At 67.0% G+C, this 15,184-nt stretch carries 14 protein-coding genes; 5 read left to right on the top strand and 9 right to left on the bottom strand.

Annotated elements, in window-relative coordinates; genetic code table 11:
* The first annotated feature begins 82 nt into the window (after positions 1–82).
* Together AC1RDJ_RS19415 and AC1RDJ_RS19410 are read left to right on the top strand one after the other, a co-directional pair.
* Entirely contained in the window at positions 83–3,322 is a 3,240-nt protein-coding gene (locus AC1RDJ_RS19415) for a DUF2339 domain-containing protein (protein WP_493028427.1), read from the top strand.
* Positions 3,319–4,776, top strand: a complete 1,458-nt coding sequence (locus tag AC1RDJ_RS19410; RefSeq protein ID WP_493028426.1) for a DUF3999 family protein — start codon at positions 3,319–3,321, stop codon at positions 4,774–4,776. Before AC1RDJ_RS19415 ends, AC1RDJ_RS19410 begins: the two co-directional genes overlap by 4 nt.
* A 24-nt stretch (positions 4,777–4,800) precedes the next feature.
* Here AC1RDJ_RS19410 and AC1RDJ_RS19405 read toward each other — a convergent pair whose 3' ends face one another.
* Positions 4,801–5,544 (bottom strand): helix-turn-helix domain-containing protein, encoded by a 744-nt coding sequence (locus tag AC1RDJ_RS19405; protein WP_071322607.1) that lies wholly within the window; start codon positions 5,542–5,544, stop codon positions 4,801–4,803.
* A 160-nt stretch (positions 5,545–5,704) separates the two neighbouring features.
* Here AC1RDJ_RS19405 and AC1RDJ_RS19400 point away from each other — a divergent pair, with 160 nt between their 5' ends.
* Genes AC1RDJ_RS19400 through AC1RDJ_RS19390 form a run of 3 tightly spaced genes read left to right on the top strand, consistent with a single transcriptional unit; the run spans position 5,705 to position 7,357 of the window.
* Positions 5,705–6,127, top strand: a complete 423-nt coding sequence (locus AC1RDJ_RS19400; protein ID WP_289885588.1) for a hypothetical protein — start codon at positions 5,705–5,707, stop codon at positions 6,125–6,127.
* A gap of 6 nt (positions 6,128–6,133) precedes the next feature.
* Complete coding sequence (locus tag AC1RDJ_RS19395) at positions 6,134–6,568, top strand: hypothetical protein (protein ID WP_156894705.1); 435 nt, start codon at positions 6,134–6,136, stop codon at positions 6,566–6,568.
* A 3-nt stretch (positions 6,569–6,571) separates the two neighbouring features.
* A complete protein-coding gene (locus AC1RDJ_RS19390; protein ID WP_493028425.1) occupies positions 6,572–7,357 on the top strand; it encodes a DUF2145 domain-containing protein in 786 nt (261 codons plus the stop codon).
* Here AC1RDJ_RS19390 and AC1RDJ_RS19385 read toward each other — a convergent pair.
* The 8 genes from AC1RDJ_RS19385 to AC1RDJ_RS19350 all read right to left on the bottom strand — a co-directional run bounded on the left by AC1RDJ_RS19385 (position 7,354) and on the right by AC1RDJ_RS19350 (position 15,180).
* Positions 7,354–7,965: a 4'-phosphopantetheinyl transferase family protein gene (locus AC1RDJ_RS19385; protein WP_289885587.1), complete on the bottom strand. Its 612-nt coding sequence runs from the start codon at positions 7,963–7,965 to the stop codon at positions 7,354–7,356. The genes AC1RDJ_RS19390 and AC1RDJ_RS19385 overlap by 4 nt on opposite strands.
* 144 nt (positions 7,966–8,109) lie before the next feature.
* Complete coding sequence (locus tag AC1RDJ_RS19380) at positions 8,110–8,559, bottom strand: excinuclease ATPase subunit (RefSeq protein ID WP_071322602.1); 450 nt, start codon at positions 8,557–8,559, stop codon at positions 8,110–8,112.
* Between the two features lie 74 nt (positions 8,560–8,633).
* Positions 8,634–9,866 carry a beta-ketoacyl-ACP synthase gene (locus tag AC1RDJ_RS19375; protein WP_493028424.1) on the bottom strand — a complete coding sequence of 411 codons (1,233 nt, stop codon included), beginning with the start codon at positions 9,864–9,866 and terminating at the stop codon, positions 8,634–8,636.
* Positions 9,863–10,588 carry a 3-oxoacyl-ACP reductase FabG gene (gene fabG, locus AC1RDJ_RS19370; protein WP_232251060.1) on the bottom strand — a complete coding sequence of 242 codons (726 nt, stop codon included), beginning with the start codon at positions 10,586–10,588 and terminating at the stop codon, positions 9,863–9,865. The genes AC1RDJ_RS19375 and fabG overlap by 4 nt, the downstream gene beginning before the upstream one ends.
* Complete coding sequence (locus tag AC1RDJ_RS19365) at positions 10,581–11,054, bottom strand: hotdog family protein (protein ID WP_493028423.1); 474 nt, start codon at positions 11,052–11,054, stop codon at positions 10,581–10,583. The genes fabG and AC1RDJ_RS19365 overlap by 8 nt, the downstream gene beginning before the upstream one ends.
* Positions 11,051–12,241, bottom strand: coding sequence for a beta-ketoacyl-ACP synthase (locus AC1RDJ_RS19360; RefSeq protein WP_493028422.1), 1,191 nt, complete (start codon positions 12,239–12,241; stop codon positions 11,051–11,053). Before AC1RDJ_RS19360 ends, AC1RDJ_RS19365 begins: the two co-directional genes overlap by 4 nt.
* Entirely contained in the window at positions 12,242–12,796 is a 555-nt protein-coding gene (locus AC1RDJ_RS19355) for a DUF3261 domain-containing protein (RefSeq protein ID WP_493028421.1), read from the bottom strand. It abuts the gene before it with no gap.
* The gene (locus AC1RDJ_RS19350; protein WP_493028440.1) at positions 12,796–15,180 is read right to left on the bottom strand and encodes an MMPL family transporter; all 2,385 of its coding nucleotides are present in this window, start codon (positions 15,178–15,180) and stop codon (positions 12,796–12,798) included. Before AC1RDJ_RS19350 ends, AC1RDJ_RS19355 begins: the two co-directional genes overlap by 1 nt.
* Positions 15,181–15,184 lie beyond the last annotated feature (4 nt).

Genomic DNA, 15,184 nt, shown 5'->3' with positions numbered 1-15,184 from the left:
CAAAAATCGCCTGTTTCTTGATAATAAGGTAATGTGCGCATACAAGGGGCGCCTTCGCCCTGCCATCCAGGAAAGCTGCCCCATGTTTGGATTGATAACGCTGATCATATTTGGCTTGCTGATCGCCGCCTTCGTGCAGGTGCTGCAGTACCGCCGGAAAGTGGCCGATCTGGAGTTGCTGACGGCCCGCCTGCGCAAGGACGTCGACAGCGTGCAGGCGCGCCTGCAGGCGCTGGAAGGCCGGCCCGCCATGCCTGCCGCCGCGTCCACGGCTGACATCGCATCGGTGGCGGTGCCCGCCGCTGCCATGCCGGTGCCGGCCCCCACGCCGCCGCCGGCGCCGGTGGCCGCCACGGCCCGCCCGGACGCGCTGGCCAGTACTGCGCCGCCCGCCCCCGCCAGCCCCGTCCCGCTCGACAAGCCAGCGCCAGCAAACGCGGCAAGCACGGCAGCCGCGACGCCCGCAGCCAGCGCCCCTGCGCCCAAGTCCGCTGCGGCCCCTGCCGTAGTCAACACGCCATCGTGGATCGCGCGCCCGGACGGCCTTGTTGCCAAGGCGAAGAACTGGCTATTCACGGGCAACCTGGTGGCCAAGCTGGGCTTGCTGATCCTCTTCCTCGGCGTCAGCTTCCTGCTCAAGTACGTGTCGGCCCAGGTGACCGTGCCCATCGAGCTGCGCCTGGCCGCCATCGTGCTGGCCGACATCGCCCTGCTGGCCTGGGCCTGGCGCATCCGCCTCAGCCGCCCCGGCATCAGCCTGCCGCTGCAGGGCACGGCGCTGGCGATCCTGATGCTGGTGACGTTTGGCGCCTTCCGCCTGTATGAACTGATACCGGCCGGCCTGGCCTTTGCCGTGCTGTTCGTGCTGACGGCGTTTACGTGCCTGCTGGCCGTGCTGCAAAACGCCGTCTGGCTGGCCGTCTTCGGCATCGTCGGCGGCTTTGCCGTGCCGCTGCTGGTGTCGACGGGCAGCGGCAACCATATCGGCCTGTTCAGCTATTACGCGCTGCTCAATGCGGGCGTCTTCGCCATCGCCCTGAAACGCGCCTGGCGCGTCTTGAACGTGCTGAGCTTTGGCTTCACCTTCGTCGTCGCCACCACCTGGGGCTTGCTGCGCTACACGCCCGAGCACTACCTGTCGACGCAGCTGTTCCTCATCCTGTTCGTGCTGTTCTATGTCGGCATCGCGATCGCCTACTGCGCGCGCCAGGCGCCGCGCCTCAGGCACTACGTCGATGGCACGCTGGTCTTCGGCACTCCGCTGGCGGCCATGGGCCTGCAATATGGCCTGGTCCAGCATTTCCCGTTCGGCCTGGCCTTTTCCGCGCTGGTCGCCGGCCTGTGCTACACGGGCCTGGCCGTGGCGCTGTGGCGCCGCGACGGCTTCCGCCTGCTGGCCGAAGCCTTCCTCGCGCTGGGCATCGTCTTCGGCACCCTGGCCATCCCGTTCGCCCTCGACGGCCGCTGGACATCGGCCGCCTGGGCGCTGGAAGGCGCCGGCATCGTCTGGGTCGGCTTGCGCCAGCGCCAGACCCTGGCCTGGGCCTTCGGCTTGCTGGTGCAGGCGGCCGCCTGGGCTTCCTTCCTCATCGCCATGCAGGAACTCGATGCGGCATCGGCCCTGCACGCCAACATCTGGCTCGGCTGCGCGCTGCTGGCCGCCGCCGCGCTGGTGATGGCCTACAGCTTCCGCCGCCACGGCAGCCCCCTGTACCCGGAATTCATGAGCAGCCTGTCCGTGCTGTTCCTGGCCGCCGCCACGGCCTGGCTGCTGGGCGGCATCTGGAGCGAAATCCTGCTGCGCACGGAGGCGGCCACCCAATTGAATCTGCTGACCGTCAGCGCCCTGGGCGTGGCGGCCCTGCTGGCCTGGCTGGCGCGGCGCGAGCAATGGCATGCGCCGCGCGCCCTGTTGCTGGCCGTGCAGGTGCTGGCGGGCCTGGTGCTGCTCAGCCGCGCCAGCTGGGCCTGGGACCAGCACCAGGCCAATCTGTTCGACGGCTCCTTCCTCAGCGCCCTGCTGCTGGGCGCCGCCGCCTTTGCCAGCACCTGGTTCACCGAGCGGCGCGCGCGCGGCGGCGACGCGCTGCCGGCCCTGGCAGCGCGCCCCCTGCTGGTCTGGAGCGGCTTGCTGTGGTTTGCCGCCATCCTCGTGCCATGCACCAGCTGGCTGCTGCGCCTGATCGATGGCGACTTGCGCATGCAGCCGCACGCGGGCGAACACTGGCTGGCGCTGTACCTGATTGCCGTCAGCGTGACGACGCCCGTGTTGGCGCTGCTGGCGCGGCGCCTGGCGTGGCCGCAGCTGCGCTGGTTCAGCGTGGCAGCGTGGATCGGCCTGGGCCTGTGGAGCGCCAACCTGCTGCTGGCGCTGTACTTGCGCGACTACCTGCCCACGCGCCTGTCCTGGCTGGCCCTGGCGGCCGCCCTGGCTGCCGGCGAATACCTGCTGCTGGCCTGGCCCAAGGCCGGCTGGCAACTCGACGTGCGCGCGCTGCGCCTGTTGCATACCGTCCGCACGGCAGCGCCGTGGCTGATGCTGTGGCCGGTCGGCGCCATGCACGTCAACGCCTGGCTGGCGCGCCATGAAGACGGCGTCAGCCCCGCCTGGGCCCGTTATTTGCCGGCCTGGGCCATGATGCTGGCGCTGGCCTGGCTGATCCGCCGCTGCCGCGCGACGGCCTGGCCCGTGGCGCCGCTTGCCGCGTGGTACCAGCGCTATCTGATACCGCTGGGGGCGGCCTGGTCGCTGCTGCTGATCGCCGCGTGGAACGTCTTCGACGATGGCGCCATGGCGCCCCTGCCCTATCTGCCGCTGCTCAATCCGCTGGACCTGAGCACGGGCTTCGCCATCCTGCTGGCCATCGCCAGCTACCGCCTGCTGCCCGCAGGCCAGTTGCCGCTGCCCGCACTGTGGCAGGCGCGCTTGCCCGTCGTCGCCGCCTGCAGCGTGTATGCCTGGTTCAACCTGATGCTGCTGCGCACGGTCTCGCACTACCTGGGCGTGCCATACACCTTCGACGCCATGCTGGCTTCGCAGTTCGTGCAGGCGATGCTGTCGCTGGTGTGGAGCATCACGGCGCTGCTGCTGATGCGCCATGCGGCCCGCCACCAGCGGCGCCAGCAGTGGAGCCTTGGCGCCGTGCTGCTGGGGCTGGTCGTCTTGAAACTGTTCCTCATCGACCTGTCGAACGTGGGCGGCATCGAGCGCATCGTGTCCTTCGTGGGCGTCGGTTTGCTGATGGTCCTGATCGGCTACCTGGCGCCCTTCCCCAAGGCTGCCGCGCCGGTGCCAGCCGAACCGCAACAAGGAGCAGCATGAAAACCACACTCATGTTCGGCATCGCGTTAATGGCAGGCGCCGCGCTGGCCGCGCCGTCCCAGGACAGGCCGCAGGACTACGGCTGGAGCATGCCGGTGACCGTGACGGCCGGCGCGGGCATCGTCAAGCTCACATTGCCCAGAGAACTCTACCTGCACGCCAGCTCGCCCAGCCTGGCCGACGTGCGGCTGTTCGATGGCGACGGCAAGCGCCTGGCCTATGCCATCGGTGCGCCGCCTGCGCAATCGGCGACGCAGCGGACAGCCATTCCAGCCCGCATTTTCCCCGTGACGGGCGCACCGGCAACTGGCGACGGCTTGCAAGGCATCGACATCCGTACGGCGGAAGATGGCCGCTTGCTATCGGTCAGCACCCGCGCCGGCGCGGCAACCAGCACGACGGCGCTGCAAGCGCTGATCCTGGACCTGGGCAAGCAAGCGCCAGACAAGCGCATCGCCGCCTTGCGCTTCACGCCACCAGAGCGCACGGCTAATTACAGTGCACAAGTGCTGCTGGAAGTGAGCGACGACCTGAAGCAATGGGATGCGATCGGCACCACCACCTTGAATTGGCTCAGCAACAGCGACACGCAAACGCTGGCCAACGACAGCATTGCCTTTGCACCGCGCGCTTTCCGCTACGCGCGCCTGAGCTGGCAGGAAGGCCAGCCGCTGGTGTTTGCAGCGATTGCCGCGCAAGCCGTCAGCGAAACCGAGGCGGCGCCGCCACGCGCGAGCATCGTGCTGCGAGGTGTTCCAGGCAAACTTGCCGGCGAATGGGCGTATGCCACGCCGATCGCCATTCCCGCCGACAGCATTGCGCTGCAATTCAAGGAGAGCAACGTGGTGCTGCCCGTCACACTGGGCGTGTATCGCCAGAGTACTCATGTGCCGCAGCGCCGGCTGTCCCTGCACCGGCAAACGCGGCCGGCAAATGGCGAATATTTTGAGCCGCTGCTGAGCACCAGCTTTTACCGCATCAGCGAGGCTGGCAAGGAACGCGTCTCCGGCGACCTGACCATGCCGGTGGTGCAGACCACGCAATGGGTGCTACGGCCCGAGTCGCAAAGTACGGCGATGCCGGCCAGCGTGCCGCTGTTGCGCCTGGGCTGGACGCCGGATACGCTGGTGTTCCTGGCCGGCGGCAAGGGGCCATATCATCTGGTGTTCGGACGAGTCGACGCGCAACCGGTGGCGCAGCCGCTGTCACAGGTGGCGCCCGGCTATCGCGACGGCGAATTGCAGGCGCTGCCGATTGCCACAGTGGGCGCGTTGACGGCGCGCGCTGGCGCAAGCGACGCCGCGCCAGCATCGGCTCACACCGGTGCGCCATGGCGCCTGGCCGCGCTGTGGGCCGCGCTCTTGCTGGGCGTGGCCGTGCTGGGCTTTTTCGCCTGGCGTTTGCTGACGCAGATGAAAGAGGAACAAGGCAGTAGCGACAAGCAGGAACATTAACGGCTTGGCCGCGATATCGTTGCCTCACTGCCGCAGCAACGCCTTGAACGTCTGCGGCATCCACGGTCGTGCTGCCAGCATGAAACTGATGGCCAGACGCTCATCGCCAGGCAGGCGCGCGTCTTCCTGGTGCTGCTGCGAAAACTCCACCGCCACCTGCTTCAATCGCTCGAGCAAGGCCGCCGTGGACTTCTTCGACAGCATCACATTCACCAGGCGCAGCAATTCCGTTTCGCCATCGAATTGCGAATTCAAATAATCGCCATACGCTTCCTTTTTGAAATACGTGTGGATGGGACCGTTCGGTATCCAGGCAAACGTGCGCGCCACCAGCAGTTTGACCCGGTTATTCGGCAGCAGTTCCAGAAAACCGATCTTGTCGAGGCGCAGCAGGTATTTCACGGCTTGCGCCTCGCTGATGTCGTAGATGGCGACGATCTGTTCCAGCGGCAGCAGGTTCAGGGCGGACACGGCCACCACGAACAGCCTGGTGTCGTCGATGATTTCCTTTTCCTGCGCATATGTCAGCCCCGTGATCAGCGTCGGCGCCGCATGCGCCGCCTGCACGGCCAGCGCCAGCTGCTGAAAATCGCTGCCGACGGCCACGAGGATCTGGTCCAGCCGCTGCAGGGTGAATTGCTTCTGCGAAAACATCCGCTTGACGCTGGCTTCGGACACGCCGATGCGCTGGGCCAGTTCGGCATACGTGACGGAGCGCGCTTTCAACAGGCGTTTCAAGGCCTCGATCAGGGCGTGGGTTTGCGGCATGCACTTCCTTTATAAAAATGGCATTGCTTCGGCAAGCAAAAAAGTAGCGGAAAACGCTACCCGCAGTATGCCTGCCCGCTACGAGTAGCGTTTTCATTGACCAATTGCCCACAGTCTACAATGATGGCGTTGCCACTTGGCACACTTGAAGGAGAAACACATGAAACGCCTGCTGCCCCTCTGCCTGTCCCTGTCGCTGTTGACGCTTTCCGTGGCTGCCCCCGGCCTGGCGCACGCCGCCGCTTCCGAGAATCTGTCGAAAGGCTCGCAAAATCTCAGCCAGGGTTCGGCCGTCGTCGTCGCCGGCTCGCTGTCGATGCTGGTCGCGTCCGGCCAGGTGGTCGTCGCCAGCGTGGAAACCGTGGGCGAAGGCATCGTCATCGTGCTGAAGGGCGCGTCCGAAGCGGGCGGCGCCTCCATCCAGATGAGCACGCAGGCAGCCAAGGGCCTGTCGCTGGCGGCCGGCACCGTAGTCAGTGTGGCGGCGCTGTCCACCGGCCACATGCTGGTCATGTCCGGCAAGGCCATAGCCTTCATCCCGAACGAACTGGGCAAGGCACTGCTGCACCATTCCAAAGTGTAAATCACCATGAAAAACCTGACTTCCATGAAACATCTGCTGGCCACCGCCCTGCTGTGCGCCGCCACCGTGGCGCCGCTGGCCCAGGCCGCCAATTCCGATACCACCAACGCCTCCGACAATGCCAGCATGGCGTCGGCCATCGTGCTGGTCGGCTCCATGTCGGTGCTGGCCGCCGCCGGTGAAATCGTCATCGACAAGGTGGAAGACGTGGCCGACGGCAGCGTCCTCGTGCTGAAAAGCACGGCCAGAGGCAGCGCGCAAGCGGCCACGGCCTCGGTCAAGTTGAGCCAGCAAGCCACGCAAGGCCTGTCGCTGGCGGCCGGCACGGTGGTCGACGTCGTGGCCGTCTCGACGGGCCATATGCTGATGCTGTCGGGCAAGGCCATCGCCTACCTGCCGAATGCGGCCGGCAAAGCCATCCTCCACCATTCGAAAGCGTAAACCATGAAACGCCTGACTGTCATCGTCCTCAGCCTGGCCCTGGCCGGCGCCGCCCACGCGGGGCGCTCGTGCGAGGAAAAGCCGACCGACGCGACCACCCTCGTCAAGTCGATGGACCTGGCGCAGAAGACCCTGCAGGCGCTCGACGCCTCGGGCGCGCAAGTGGCGCTGGTGGCGCGCGCCGGGCAGGATCTGTCGAAATACAATGTGCGCTATTCGCACATGGCGCTGGCCTGGCGCGACCACCCGAAGGGCCGCTGGCTGGTGGTGCATGAACTCAATGAATGCGGCACGGCGCAATCGTCGCTGTACAACGAGGGATTGGGCAATTTCTTCATGGATGACGTGTACATGTATGAAACCCTGATCCTGATCCCAGGCCAGGATACGCAGCAGCAACTGGCGCGCCTGCTGGCCAGCAACACGCCCAAGCGCCTGCATGAGGCGCACTACAATATGCTGGCCTACCCGTTTTCCACCAAGTACCAGAACTCGAATCAATGGGTGCTGGAAACACTGGCCGCCGCCAGCAATGAGCCTGGCAAGATCGAGACGCGCGCCGAAGCGCAAGGCTGGCTGCGCGGCGCCAGCTACGCGCCGCAAACGCTCAGCATCCCCGCCGCCACGCGCCTGGGCGCGCGCATGTTCCGTGCCAATATCGCCTTTGACGATCACCCGTTCGAGCGCCGCATGACGCGCCAGATCGACGTCGTCACCGTCGACTCCATCACCCGCTTCATGCGCCAGCGCGAACCGCAGGTACAGGAAATCGTCGTGCGGGGCAATTAGTCCGGCACCATCAAGACCGGCGCGTGCGCCAGCGGCGCCGCGCTGCACAGCACGATGGACAGCTCGGCATGGGGCAAGGTCACGCAGCTTGCCGCATCCATGCCCAGCTTGTAGCGCGCCTCCGCCTCGCTCCAGCGCCGGTAAAACGCCGCCAGCCGCGCTTCAAGCGGCATGCCTTCCAGCTCGGCGACCATCTCCGCGCCAAACGCCTGCCGCGCCAGCGCCAATACGTCGCGCCGTGGGTCGCACACTTCAATATCGAGCCCCAGCGGCGCAGTACGGCTCAGCGCACAGGCGACCCAGTGGCCGCTGTGGGAAATGCTGAAATGCGCGCCACCCTCGGGCGACAGCAGCAACGGCGCCTGGCCCGGCCGTTCTTCCAGCACGATGGCCGGCGGCGGCATGTCCAGCAGTTTTCCCATCGCCGCACGCAGCAAGGCACGTCCCAGCAGGAACTGGCGCCGGCGCAGCGGCCGCGCAAAGCGCGCGTAACGGGCCGTTTCGGCCGGCCCCAGCCACGCTTCATACTGGCCAAGCTGCGCGGCGTCAATGCCGCGGGAATCGAGCAGCCAGATACTGGCGCCGGTGGCAGAGGTGGTTGAGGTCATGGACGTATGTGGCTGCGCAAAGGCGCAGTCTGCCATAAATCGCCGGCGCCGGTCCGGCAAAAAAAATGGCAGCGCGGTTGCCCGTCGCTGCCAGTGCATTGACCGCCTTGCCGGCGCTTGCGCGCCGCCGGTCTGCCCTGCTGCTTACTTAGCGTCTTTCAACTTCACGAATTCGCCCTTCAATGCCACGCCCGTCATCATCGTGCCTTCATGGCACTCGAATTCCGTGGTGCTGGAATTTTCGACATTCTTGTAGTTGCTGACGATATTGACGACCGCATCGGCGCCCACCGATTGCGCGCGCTTTTGCAGCGCCAGCATGGCCGACAGGAAAGCCCAGTTGCACGACGTTTCCGCCGACTTGCCGACGCCATTGGTCTTCTGGCTGGTCTTGTCGCTGCTGATGCGCGTGGCGATCGGCGGCGTCGGCTGGTCGCCGAAGAAGAACTGCACGCCATCGCCAAGGCGGCCTTGCGCGTCGTTGGCGGCCATCGCACCGGCGATCGACATCATGTGCTTGTTGTCCGCCGCTTGCGCAGGCAAGGCGGTTGCCAGTGCCGCCGTCATGGCGGCCAGGATCATCATTGTTTTCATGCTGTTTTCCTTGAAAGATAAAGTCATAGTACAAAAGGAGCCATGTGCGCCGCTTGCGTCGGCACAAGCAGGCATCATGGCCGGTAACGCTTGAAAATCAGCGACGTGTTGATGCCGCCGAAGGCAAAATTATTCGACATCACATACTCGCACTCGATCGCCCGGCCTTCGCCGGCGATGTAATCGAGCGGCGCGCATTGCGGGTCGACCTGCTGCAGGTTGATGGTGGGGGCGAACCAGCCTTCGCGCATCATCTCGATGCTGATCCACGCTTCCAGCGCGCCGCAGGCGCCCAGGGTGTGGCCCATGTAGCTTTTCAGCGAACTGATAGGAGTGCGGTCGCCAAACACCTCGAACGTGGCTTGCGACTCGGCGATATCGCCCTGCTGCGTGCCCGTGCCGTGCGCGTTGATGTAGCCGATATCGGACGGCTGCAGTCCCGCGTCGGCCAGCGCCAGCAGCATCGCCTGGCGCATGGTGGCGGAATTCGGCTGGGTCACGTGGCAGCCATCGCTGTTGGTGCCGAAGCCCACCAGTTCCGCGTGGATGGCCGCGCCGCGCGCCTGCGCATGGTCGAATTCTTCGAGGATCAGGCAACCGGCGCCCTCGCCGATGACCAAGCCGTCGCGGCTGGCGTCGAACGGGCGCGGCGTCGTATGGCCTGCGTCATTGCGCGTGCTGGTGGCGAACAGGGTGTCGAAGACCGCCGCCTCGGTGGCGCACAGCTCCTCGGCGCCGCCGGCGATCATCGCCAGCTGCTTGCCGCCGGCGATCGCCTCGTAGGCGTAGCCGATGCCCTGGCTGCCCGAAGTGCAGGCGCTCGAGGTGGTGATGACGCGGCCCGTGACGCCAAAGAACACGCCGATGTTGACGGGCGCCGTGTGCGCCATCATCTTGATGTAGGTGGTGGCGTTGATGCCCTTGGTGGTGCGCTCTTCCATCATGCGGCCAAAGTCGCCGATGGCGCTGGGCGTGCCGGCCGACGAGCCGAAGGAAATGCCCATGTCGCCGCTCTTGAGCAGTGGATGCCCGGCCAGGCCAGCATGCTCGAGAGCCAGTTCGCTGGCGCGCGTGGCCATCAGCGCGATGCGTCCCATGCTGCGCACGGCCTTGCGGTTGTAGCGGTCCGTCAGCGCGAACGGCGCGGCCGGCGCGCCCAGCTGCGTGTTCAAGCCTTCGTAATCGGCCCATTCGCCCATGCGCACGACGGCGTTGCGGTACTCGCCCAGGCGCTGGCGGATGGTCTGCCAGTCGTTGCCGATCGGGCTGATGCCGGCCATGCCGGTCACGACTACCCGCCGGCTCATGCCATGCCTCCGTTGACGGAAATGACCTGGCGCGTGATGTAGCCCGCCTCCTCGCCGACGAGGAAACTGACGGCGGCCGCCACCTCTTCCGGCGTGCCGACGCGGCGCGCGGGGATCATCTTTAGCGCCTCGTCGAGCGGCACGTCGCTGATCATGTCCGTCTCGATCAAGCCCGGCGCCACGCAGTTGACGGTGATGGCGCGCTTGGCCAGCTCCAGCGCCAGCGCCTTGGTGGCGCCGATGATGCCGGCCTTGGCCGCGCTGTAATTGACTTGGCCCCGGTTGCCGATCAGGCCCGAGACGGAGGCCATGGTGACGATGCGTCCGGGCTTGCGGCGCTGTACCATCGGCATCACCAATGGGTTGAGCACATTGTAGAAACCGTCGAGGTTCGTTTGCAGGACGATGTCCCAGTCCTCGCCCGACATGGCGGGAAACGCATTGTCGCGCGCCACGCCGGCGTTGCAGACGACGCCGTAATAGCAGCCATGTTCGGCGATGTCCGCTTCCAGCGCGGCGGCTGCCGCCGCACGGTCGCCGATATCGAATTGCAGCACGCGCGCCGCGCGTCCCAGCGCCTGCACCTGCTGCGCCACCGCGTCGGCCTCGCCGCGCGCGCTGCGGCAATGCAGCACCACGTCAAACCCGTCGCGCGCCAGCCGCAAGGCGATGGCCTTGCCGATGCCGCGCGACGACCCCGTCACCAATACACTTTTACTCATGCTGCGCTCCATTCATACTCTCCTGCAGAAATTGCTTTGCATCCTCGGGCTGGAATACCGTAATCGTCGCTTGCGCCAGTACGGCGCCCGCCATCTCGATACGGCACTCGAACGCGCCCAGTCCATTCTCGCCCTGCAAGGCCTGTTGTACCTGCACCTGCAACACGCTGCCGTCCACAAACAGGGGCACCTGCGCCTCGTAGCGCCGCGCCCCCAGCAAAAAACCGATCTTCACGGGCGCCCCGGCCTGGCGCGCCAGGTAGCCCGCATGCGCGGCGATCGCCTGCGCCATGTATTCGATGCCGACCCAGCTGCCCACGCCGGCCGACGGCGCGTCATAAAACACGCTGCCGGCATGGATGGCCACTTCGGCGCACAGGTTTTCGGCGTCGGCCGACACCACCCGGTCGAGCAGCACCATGGCGCCGGAATGGGGCACCAGCTCGCGGATATCCGGAAAACTCACGCTCCCCTCCCGAACAGCAGGGCGGCGTTCGAGCCGCCGAAGGCAAACGAATTGCTCAGCGCCCAATCGAGCGGGCGTCCCAGGCGCGCGCCGGGCAAGGCCAGGCGCAGCGGCGGCAGGGACTCGTCGGGCACGCCATCCCACAGGTGCGGCGGCAGCAGCCCCTCGGCGTTATCGTCCTGCATCGCCAGCCAGCACAGCGCTGCCTCGATGGCCGCCGCCGCGCCCAGCGCGTGGCCCGTCAGCGGCTTGGTGGAACTGGCCATCGCCGTGGCGCCGAACAGGTCGGACACCACGCGCGCTTCCATCGCATCGTTCTGCGGCGTGGCCGTGCCGTGCAGGTTCACATAATCGACTTGCGACGCCGCGATGTCCGCGCGCGCCAATGCCTGGGCGATGGCCAGCCGCGCGCCGCCGCCTTCGGGATCGGGCGCCGACATATGGTGGCCGTCGGACGATTCGCCCCAGCCGCGCAAGGCCACGGTGGCCGGCTGCGCCGTCATCAGGAACAGGACCGCCCCCTCGCCGATATTGATGCCGTCGCGGTTCGCGCCCAGCGGATTGCAGCGCCGTTCACTGACGGATGCCAGCGCGGAAAATCCGGCCACGGTAAAACCGCACAGGGTATCGACGCCGCCCGTCAGCACGGCGTCGCACAGGCCCATGCGGATCAGGCGCGCCGCGCTGGCCATCGCCTTCGCGCCCGACGAACAGGCGCTCGAATGCACGAGGGCCGGTCCGTCGATGCCCAGTTCATCGGCCAGCATCAGCGCCGGCGACGCCATCTCCTGCTGCCCGTAGTGGAAGGTATCCGGCAAGCCCTTACCCGCCACATGCCGGCCAATCGCAGCTTCCGTCTCGGCGATGCCCGAGGTGCTGGTGCCGATCACCACGGCCACGCGGTCCGCGCCGTAGCGGGCGATGGCCTGTTCCACGGCCGGGCGGATCTGCGCCAGCGCGGCCAGCGCCATGCGGTTGTTGCGGCTGCGCGCGGCGATGCCGTGCCGCGCCACCGATGGCAAGGCCGCAGCGACCACGCCCAGCGGCAGCACTCTTCCCGGCGTATGGGTATCGACGGGCACCACGCCGCTGTGCGCGGCAAACAGTCGCGCGCGCACTTCTTCGCGGCTGGCGCCCAGCGCGCAGACGACGCCGCAGTCATTCAAATACACGGTCAAGCCAGGCATTCAGCTTCCTTCCGGGGCGTTCTGTATCGTCAGGCGATAGCGGTAGCGCAGATTGTCGAGCACCACCGTGCCGCTCCAGCGCGGCATGCCGCTGTAGTCGATCACGGTCACCGCTTCGTCATGCAGGAACAGGGTGCGGCGCAAGCCGCTGTCCTCGATGCGCCAGCCGGCCGGCAAGGCCTGTGCGATCGCTTCGCGCGGCCACAGGGTCAGCTGCATGTCTTCCAGCACGTCTTCGGCGCGCACCTGCGCCGGCAGCATCAGGTGGCGCCACGATGTCATCTCCTTGCCGTCGTAATGCAGCGACAGCACGCGCTGGCCGAATGCCAGGCCCACCAGGTCGAGGTGCGACGGTTCCACCTCCAGCGCCGCATCGAGTTCGTCGATGCGCCCTGCCCGTTCGACGACCAGGTGCTGCTGTACGCTGACCGTGGCGGCCAGCGCCGACGGCGCCAGCTTCAGCCCCAGGCGCGCCGGTGCCGGCGGGGGGGCGCTGGCGCAGCCGGCCAGTGCCAGCAGCAGCGCCGGCGCCCATCGTTGACAGTGCAAAAACATCAGATTTCTCCTGCGGCATCGGCCGCGCTACGGTTGTCGGCTTCGGCAAAGCATGGCGACAGCAGCCACACGAGCGCCGTGCCGATCAGCATGGTCAGGCCAAACGCCTGCAATGCGGCCGTCTTGCTCAGGGCCAGCAAGCCGAAAGACAGAATGGTGTTGGCCGCCGACAGGCCCACGGCCAGCCACGGCGTGTTGTTGCGGCGGTCCGGATGCTCCTGCATGAAGATGCCGTAATCGACGCCGACGCCGAGCAGCAGCATCAGCGCCAGCACGTGGAACAGCTGCAGCGGCAGCCCCAGGTAGCCCAGCAGGGCCAGGGCCGCCACGCTGGCCAGCGCCGTGGGCGCCAGCACGCGCCAGGTGCGGCGCCGGTAACGCGGCAGCAGCAAGCCGAAGACCACCAGATAGGCGCCCAGCACGACGGCGCCCATGTAGACGCGGTAGCGGCCAAGCACCGAGGAAATCTCGGCTACCTTGTCGACCCACTGCACGCCGGGCAAGCCGTCGGCCGCCCGCGCCAGCAGCGGAATGGCCGCATACTGCATGCCGCGCAGGGCGACGATGGAGGCATGGCCGCCTTCCACCTTGCCCAGCCACAAGTGGCGCCACGGCTCGCTGGCCGGCACGTCCAGGAAGGCGTCTATCGACAGCGGCTCCCCCGCCTGAGCCAGCTGCGCGCGCACCTTGCCGGCCCATTCCGGTCCTTCATCGACCGATTGCGCCAGCAGGTCGAGCGCGGCGCCCGGCTGCAAAATGGCGGCATCGAGCAGCGCGCGGCGCGCCGCCTGCGTCTGCAGCGACGGCACCCAGTTCGACATGGCCTGGTAGCCGCTGAGGTGCTTTTGCGCGATCAGCGGCAGCAGCCGCTGTTTCAGCGCTTCCTCGCGCTGCAGCACGGCTTCCGCGCTATCGCCGCGCACCAGGTAAAACTGCACCGGCGTGGGCGCATCGAGCAATTTGCTCAGCTTCATCTGGTCGCGTATCAGGTGCGCGGGCGGCGTTTGCAGCAAACGGATATCGTCGTTGACGCCGAGGCGGCTGATGCCAAAGACCGCGAACAGGATGAACAACACGCCGCCAATCAGGGTGGCGCGGTTGGCGCGCAGCAGCGGCCAGCGCGCGCGCGCGGCGCCATAGTGTTCGACCAGGGCGCCGCTCTTCAGGGTGCCGCCGTTGATCAGTGCGGGGAACCAGAAGACCACCGTCAGCCAGGCGAACACCAGGCCGAGGGCGGAGAACACGGCCATGTGGCGCAGGCCGGGGAATGGCGTCAGCGCCAGCCCCATGTAGCCGATGACGGCCGCCAGCAGGGTCAAGCCCAGGCCAGGCAGCAGCCGGCGCAGCAAGGTGCGCGAATCGAGGGCGGGGTCGGCGCCCAGGCGGTTGCACAGGAAGTAAATGCCGTAGTCCTGCGCCACGCCGATCAGGCTGGCGCCGAACACCAATGTCATCAAATGTATCTTGCCAAACAGCAGCCAGCATACGGACAGGGAACCGAGGCAGCCGATGCCGATCGACAGCAGGATCAGCGAAATCGGCTTGATCGAGCGGAAGGTCAGCCACGTCAGCAGGATGATGCCGGCCAGCGAACCGAGGCCGATGGTCGACATTTCCCCTGCCGCCTGGCTGCTGGCGGCGGCCGCGTGCAGGATCACGCCGGCGCTGATGATTTCCACGCCGGGCACGGCCAGCCGCGCCGCCGCTTCGGCCTGCGCCAGCAGCGGCAGCACGGTTTCCTGCGCCCCCAGCGAAAAGGCCGGCACGCTCAGGGTCATCGGCAGCAGCACATACTGGCGTGTTCCGTCGGCAACGAACAGGTGGCCGTCGCGCGGACGCACGGGCGTTTCCTGCGCGCGCTCCTGCACCCAGCCGCCAAACAGGCCAAACGGATCGTCTTGCCAGGCGCCCAGCTTCGGCCCGCCGAACGGACTGTAGAGCTGGCTCAGCGCGGCGTCGCGCCAGAACGCGGGCGCTTCCTGGCGCAGCTGCGTTTCCTGCGGCGCCGTCAGCAAGGTCAAGCGATGCTGCTGGAACAGCGCCAGCCAGTCGTTTTGCGTCTGCTCGTCGAGCGGCGTGGACTGGAACAGGCCAGCATGGCGTGCCAGCACGGCGCCGTAGGCGTCGGCCGCGCGCTTCGCATCGCTCCATTCGGCGGCGCCGACCAGCACCACCACGCGCTGCTGCGCCGCGTCGACCATGTGCGTAAACGATGCCTGCAGCACCGGGTCGCGCTCCTGCACCGGCAGCAAGGCGAGAATGTCGGTATCGGGCACGATGCGCTTGCCCAGCCACAGATAGGCGTTATGCGCGAGCAGCAGCGCCACCACCAGCGCCCAGGCGATGGCGAGCAGGCGTCCGGCATTGCGGCCGCGGTTCGTCAGGGAA

Source organism: Janthinobacterium sp. GW822-FHT07H10 (assembly GCF_058798675.1).
This window is presented reverse-complemented; position numbering and strand designations above follow the sequence as displayed.

Bases quoted from the DNA above. Each gene is read 5' to 3' on its own strand.
- AC1RDJ_RS19415 (WP_493028427.1), top strand. From the start codon at position 83: ATGTTTGGATTGATAACGCTGATCATATTTGGCTTGCTGATCGCCGCC.
- AC1RDJ_RS19410 (WP_493028426.1), top strand. From the start codon at position 3,319: ATGAAAACCACACTCATGTTCGGCATCGCGTTAATGGCAGGCGCCGCG.
- AC1RDJ_RS19405 (WP_071322607.1), bottom strand. From the start codon at position 5,544: ATGCCGCAAACCCACGCCCTGATCGAGGCCTTGAAACGCCTGTTGAAA.
- AC1RDJ_RS19400 (WP_289885588.1), top strand. From the start codon at position 5,705: ATGAAACGCCTGCTGCCCCTCTGCCTGTCCCTGTCGCTGTTGACGCTT.
- AC1RDJ_RS19395 (WP_156894705.1), top strand. From the start codon at position 6,134: ATGAAAAACCTGACTTCCATGAAACATCTGCTGGCCACCGCCCTGCTG.
- AC1RDJ_RS19390 (WP_493028425.1), top strand. From the start codon at position 6,572: ATGAAACGCCTGACTGTCATCGTCCTCAGCCTGGCCCTGGCCGGCGCC.
- AC1RDJ_RS19385 (WP_289885587.1), bottom strand. From the start codon at position 7,965: ATGACCTCAACCACCTCTGCCACCGGCGCCAGTATCTGGCTGCTCGAT.
- AC1RDJ_RS19380 (WP_071322602.1), bottom strand. From the start codon at position 8,559: ATGAAAACAATGATGATCCTGGCCGCCATGACGGCGGCACTGGCAACC.
- AC1RDJ_RS19375 (WP_493028424.1), bottom strand. From the start codon at position 9,866: ATGAGCCGGCGGGTAGTCGTGACCGGCATGGCCGGCATCAGCCCGATC.
- fabG (WP_232251060.1), bottom strand. From the start codon at position 10,588: ATGAGTAAAAGTGTATTGGTGACGGGGTCGTCGCGCGGCATCGGCAAG.
- AC1RDJ_RS19360 (WP_493028422.1), bottom strand. From the start codon at position 12,241: ATGCCTGGCTTGACCGTGTATTTGAATGACTGCGGCGTCGTCTGCGCG.
- AC1RDJ_RS19355 (WP_493028421.1), bottom strand. From the start codon at position 12,796: ATGTTTTTGCACTGTCAACGATGGGCGCCGGCGCTGCTGCTGGCACTG.